Consider the following 4,908-nt stretch of genomic DNA (forward strand, 5'->3'; position numbering starts at 1 on the left):
ACAATGTATTACCTCATAACGCATAACAAACTTTACGATTATGCTTCGACCCAAAATCATTAAAGTCGTTGATGCTATATCATTGTAACACCTTATCCAAAAAATAACAAAATAAGGTGTTGTTTTTTCTGTACACTTTTATAGCTGAATAACTGACAAAAATAAGATAGAAACATTCCAAAGGTTATTGTCTTGACTTATTTTTTGTTTAAAACCTTGATATCCTTGACAAATGGTAGGAAAGGACTTAGCCCTATATATTATGGTACTAAATCCTTTACTTAAATGTTTTGTCTAACTTTGTGATCACTCCAAATTTACTAGATGTCAACAAAAGTCCTTTTCCTGTGTATTATATTATGAGGCTATTGCCCTTTTTTTACTTTTTTGATCAAAAATTTATCTAATAAAGGTAGTAAAAAACCAATAATCAATCCTATAAAGAAGCTTTTAAAATCCATAAATCACCACCAGCATGTTGCTCCATATCCAACGCCACCAATTAAAGCTCCCCCTGCTGTTCCAGCAACTACACCTTGCCATGTTCTCGTTCTAATTCCCAAACGAAAACCATTTCCAGTGCCTGTTCCAATAGCAGCCTTACCTAGACCACTCCAGGTACATGCTCCACCTTCAACTCTTGAAAGCATCATGTCATCCATCATCTCAAATTGTTCAATTATATTCATGATAAATAGTTCCTTATTTTATCTTGTGTGTCGCGAATACAAATTCATTATAGCAGTTGTTTTAAAAAAGATTGTCCAAAATCCTGAATGATCGTTGAACTTTCCTAATAAGAATAGCTGATATACCTAACTCACATTTAGCTAAGAACTAATCTTATCAAATCAACATAGACATAGCCATTCCATATGACATGAATTAGGATTGGCCAATAAATGTTTCTAGTCAATCGATAAGTTATGGCATATAAAGCCCCAGGTATAGCATATATCCAGAAAGCTTGAAAATTTCCAGCGGGTAGAATGTGACTGGCAGCAAACACGCTAGCAGAAAGCAACACATCAAGGTAATAGGGTGATGCTTTAAAATAGGTCTCCATCAGCAGCATGCGATGAAAGAATTCCTCTCGAATGGGACCTAATAGGACATTCCAAAGTAAAAATCCTTCTAAATAAAGCTTACCATTGCTGTAGGCTAAAAGGGTATTGAGACTATTAGTATTCGTCGTCACTGGCAGTGAAAACCATCTAGAACTATTGAGACCAAAGATAAAGACAAGGCCACCTAAACCAAGTGTTATCAGAAAATGCCACCATTTAGTACCTGAGAAATCAAAGGGATTAGTACCCAAGAGATTCTTTTGCCATAGGTAAATAATTAGAATGTTCATTAATAGAACAGCATTTATCATGAGATAAAAACTGTCATCGAATTGTTTCCTATCCCACCAAGCCAGCTGTAACTGAGACAAAAGTATATGAAAGACACAATAGGTAAGAAAGGGAAATAGGTAAATGGATAATTTTTTTAGCATAGAAACGTTAACTTATTTTAAAACAGCATCAATAGAGCTTTCAGGAGATAATTTTATGCCATTATCATGCCACGGCACCATAGCACCACCAATGATCTTAAGCAATTCTTCTGTTGAAATTTCGTCATAATTTTTCATTTTTATTTCCTCCTTTAACAAATATAGATCTTATAAAAAATTCATATTTATTTTTTATTTTGGCTTCATAAAAGCTATACCAAGAACTTCACCTAGGTAATATCGCCACCTGATTCTTTCTAAATACTTTTTCAGACGAATCAAGTCACTAGAGTTATTAGAGTAACTTTCTTCTAATATGAAGACTCTTGTGAAATAAATTTTATGGTCCATTTTGTCACATTTAGCTAGACAGAAAAATGGTGACACTGATAAGATTGTGTATCATATGCACTAAGATAGGGATTCTAAGATTTTTTGTTTTGCAGTAAAGTATGGTCATTGTTAGTGCGGTAGGAAGATACAAAAATGCAGATAGGCTAAAAGTATGCCACAAGGAAAATCCAAATATAGCTATTAAGATAGCTAACCATTTTGGAAAAACAGCAAAACTTAATCCCCTAAATGTCAACTCCTCAAAGTAAGGTCCCAAGACGACACTATCTACCCAAAAGAAACTAGGCATAATATGATAATACAAAGAAATACTTTGCTGATTGCTATTAGTAAGGTTCGGAAAATAATGAAACTGCAAACCAGCCATAAAAAGGTTAAAAAGATAAAGAAGACTACCTAATATGACTAATCTCAAAACTGTTTTTACAGAAAAAGTGTATTCAGACTTGAAGAGTTCTATCCTAAGTCCCCAAAAATAGGTCACAATGACAAAAATAATGCGACAAACCCATAAAAGACTTGGCAAGGCTAAATCATAGACCCTTATCCCCAGGTACTTAATAATATAGAATCGCTCCGCAAAAATAAAATTGGGCAAACAATACAAGGCTATACTAATCAGTAAGTAAATGAGGTAGAATACCTTTTTATCAGCTTTTATCTCCATACCATTATCCCTTTTTAAACAGAGAAAATACCATCTAAAAACCTATGCGAATAGGCTTCCATGGTTGATAAACATCCCACATATCATAATAACCCGATGGTGGCGTGTTACTCTTTGCATACCAGGGTGCAGGATAGTTATGATAACTTGCACCAGCTTTTATATCTATCAACTGGCCTTCTATTATTTCTTGGAAAATAAACATTGCCTTTGAATCCATAATCACTTCTCCTTATGTCATTTTCTGGGTTGCAACCACGTCCTTAGTATAGCCTCTTTTCGAATAAAAAAGACAGCCAAATCCCAAATGGTCATTGAAACGTCCTGAATGGTCATTGTTTTACCATTCAGGACGTTTCGATGACTGTTTAGGAAATAGGACAAAAAATTTTGTAAAATAGTTTATACTATAACTATTATAAAAAAGGAGAAATAGTAATATGAATAAACAGTTAAATGAACATCGAAAAGTTTTAGACCATTTTCAACCTTTAACAAATCAGGATCTCGAAAACATCAGTGGTGGGGCTAACTGGTTTACAACTCTAATTGAGAAATTGAAACCAACTAAAAATATTCTTCCCTAATTACTTAATAAAAGACATCTAAATTTTTAGCCATTAGATGTCTTTTATTGTATCTATTTCCAAAATTTGTGAAAATATATGACCATTATTTTGAGTCTTTATGGAGACATTGGGATAACGATTCATAATACTCATAACATTATGTAGACCAATTCCCCTGCCAGATGCTTTTGAACTAAAACCATATTCATAAAGGTGATTAATAGAAACGACTAATTCTGGACTAGAATTTTCAATCACAAACAATTGATAACTTTCAAAAGCTAAGTAAGCAATCTTTATCTCTGGAGTTTCCGTTTCCTGAGCTGCTTCTATGGCATTATCACATAGGATAGAAACAATCGTAACCAAATCTATCAAATCAATTCCCTGAGGTTTAATCACTTCAGGAATCTCTAATCCAACATCTATTCCAGCTGCAGTAGCTTGGCTAAATTTAGCAGCCAAAAGACTTTTAAGAGCCGAATTATCAATATTCGCTAGTCTACCAACATCAAATTTATTTCCTTTTAATGTTTTATTAGAATCTTTCAATACGGATTGATAGACATTCTCGATTAGATCAATATCTCTACTTTCAATTCCCAGCTTCAAAGTAGCCAAAATGTTGGAATAATCATGACGGAAACTACAAACTTCTTTATAAAGCCCCTCAATCTGCTTATTATAATTTTCCATATCTTTTAATTGTAACTCTTGTTGAAATTTTATCTGTTCTTGATATCGTATTTTTAATCGTCTATCAAGCTGGTTAATAATTCCTATGAAAATAAGCAACTCAACAATAACAAGTAACTTTCGAAAATTGAGTGTATCTATTTTCAAATCAAATTCTTGGTAAGTTAGTGACTCAATACTTAAAAAATAAAGAATAGCATTTGTATTAGCAAAACGAAGAAGTCTCTTTTCTTTGAAATCCAGAGGTCTATCTCTTAACTGTTTATAGTCATATCCAGACCAGCGAATAAACCAAATGACTCCTATAGAAGAGATAAAATAAAACAATATCCAAACATAAGTTATTTCTAGCTTACTATTTTCCCAACCCAAAACTGGAAAGAGAAAAAAAGAATGAAATCGGTAAAATAGATTTTGTAATGTGACTGATAAAAGGCTATAAAAAAGGATCAGTGACTTTGGTTGATCTCTAATATAGATGAATGATAAAAGACTGATTCTGAATGGCTCTAATAGATAATCTAGAACGTAAAATTTAATCAAGTAATAGTGTTCTAAAAAAGTTAAAATAGTTGGAAGTAGTATATAAATTAGGAAAATTAACGGACCATCTTTTATAGTAAATTTCCTTCCAGAAATGATAGAAAATAAGGCAACATCGACCCCTATTCTTAATATAACACTTATTAAATCAGAGATTACATGCATTACTTCTCCCATCAATGTAATTCATTTATAGCTTTCAGTAAAAGGTTTAATTTATGTCTTGCTACCAGACAGGTTGAGCCATCTTTTAAATAAACAACTCGTTCATGTCTATCAACCTTTATAACATTCGACGGATTAACAGCGTATGACCTATGGCATTGTAATAAGCGCTTATCCTGCTTTAGAACCTCTGATAAACTGGCTGTAAATTCCATTCGATCAATAACTGTATGAAGAATGACACGGTGGGGGCGTGGAGATGTCTCTATATAGAGTAGATCATTAAAAGGATACTGAATTTGGTTATATTTTGATTCAAAATAAAAAGAATCTTCTGCTACTGTTTTACTATCTCTAGTTTGTGTATATAAAATATTATCTTCAATACGCTGTTCAAATTCAAGAGTATCTAA

General features: G+C 32.6%; 8 protein-coding genes. 1 reads left to right on the top strand and 7 read right to left on the bottom strand.

The genetic code is table 11. The features are described 5' to 3' along the window. Positions 1-464: 464 nt before the first annotated feature. The 5 genes from ACMZ6U_RS09305 to ACMZ6U_RS09325 form a co-directional block, all read right to left on the bottom strand. The gene (locus ACMZ6U_RS09305) at positions 465-689 is read right to left on the bottom strand and encodes a Blp family class II bacteriocin (protein ID WP_416108172.1); all 225 of its coding nucleotides are present in this window, start codon (positions 687-689) and stop codon (positions 465-467) included. A gap of 137 nt (positions 690-826) precedes the next feature. Continuing rightward, positions 827-1,357, bottom strand: coding sequence for a lysostaphin resistance A-like protein (locus ACMZ6U_RS09310; protein WP_416108174.1), 531 nt, complete (start codon positions 1,355-1,357; stop codon positions 827-829). A 156-nt stretch (positions 1,358-1,513) separates the two neighbouring features. Further along, entirely contained in the window at positions 1,514-1,639 is a 126-nt protein-coding gene (locus ACMZ6U_RS09315; protein WP_212752809.1) for a bacteriocin class II family protein, read from the bottom strand. A gap of 223 nt (positions 1,640-1,862) precedes the next feature. Next, the gene (locus ACMZ6U_RS09320; protein WP_416108176.1) at positions 1,863-2,522 is read right to left on the bottom strand and encodes a lysostaphin resistance A-like protein; all 660 of its coding nucleotides are present in this window, start codon (positions 2,520-2,522) and stop codon (positions 1,863-1,865) included. A gap of 34 nt (positions 2,523-2,556) precedes the next feature. Continuing rightward, the gene (locus tag ACMZ6U_RS09325; RefSeq protein ID WP_416108178.1) at positions 2,557-2,742 is read right to left on the bottom strand and encodes a hypothetical protein; all 186 of its coding nucleotides are present in this window, start codon (positions 2,740-2,742) and stop codon (positions 2,557-2,559) included. 220 nt (positions 2,743-2,962) lie between these two features. Here ACMZ6U_RS09325 and ACMZ6U_RS09330 point away from each other — a divergent pair, with 220 nt between their 5' ends. Continuing rightward, complete coding sequence (locus tag ACMZ6U_RS09330) at positions 2,963-3,109, top strand: bacteriocin (protein ID WP_416108180.1); 147 nt, start codon at positions 2,963-2,965, stop codon at positions 3,107-3,109. A gap of 33 nt (positions 3,110-3,142) precedes the next feature. On the opposite strand, the gene ACMZ6U_RS09335 is transcribed toward ACMZ6U_RS09330, so the two are convergent. Both ACMZ6U_RS09335 and ACMZ6U_RS09340 read right to left on the bottom strand, forming a co-directional pair. After that, a complete protein-coding gene (locus tag ACMZ6U_RS09335) occupies positions 3,143-4,507 on the bottom strand; it encodes a sensor histidine kinase (RefSeq protein ID WP_416108182.1) in 1,365 nt (454 codons plus the stop codon). Continuing rightward, positions 4,507-4,908: LytTR family DNA-binding domain-containing protein (locus tag ACMZ6U_RS09340; protein WP_416108184.1), on the bottom strand; the 402-nt coding region annotated here is incomplete at its 5' end. The genes ACMZ6U_RS09335 and ACMZ6U_RS09340, both read right to left, overlap by 1 nt.

Origin of the sequence: Streptococcus pluranimalium (assembly GCF_047785745.1) — a bacterium.
Lineage (GTDB): Bacteria > Bacillota > Bacilli > Lactobacillales > Streptococcaceae > Streptococcus > Streptococcus pluranimalium_B.

Coding starts and splice junctions, on each gene's coding strand:
- ACMZ6U_RS09330 (WP_416108180.1), top strand. CDS start 2,963: ATGAATAAACAGTTAAATGAACATCGAAAAGTTTTAGACCATTTTCAA.
- ACMZ6U_RS09320 (WP_416108176.1), bottom strand. CDS start 2,522: ATGGAGATAAAAGCTGATAAAAAGGTATTCTACCTCATTTACTTACTG.
- ACMZ6U_RS09305 (WP_416108172.1), bottom strand. CDS start 689: ATGAATATAATTGAACAATTTGAGATGATGGATGACATGATGCTTTCA.
- ACMZ6U_RS09310 (WP_416108174.1), bottom strand. CDS start 1,357: ATGAACATTCTAATTATTTACCTATGGCAAAAGAATCTCTTGGGTACT.
- ACMZ6U_RS09315 (WP_212752809.1), bottom strand. CDS start 1,639: ATGAAAAATTATGACGAAATTTCAACAGAAGAATTGCTTAAGATCATT.
- ACMZ6U_RS09335 (WP_416108182.1), bottom strand. CDS start 4,507: ATGGGAGAAGTAATGCATGTAATCTCTGATTTAATAAGTGTTATATTA.
- ACMZ6U_RS09325 (WP_416108178.1), bottom strand. CDS start 2,742: ATGGATTCAAAGGCAATGTTTATTTTCCAAGAAATAATAGAAGGCCAG.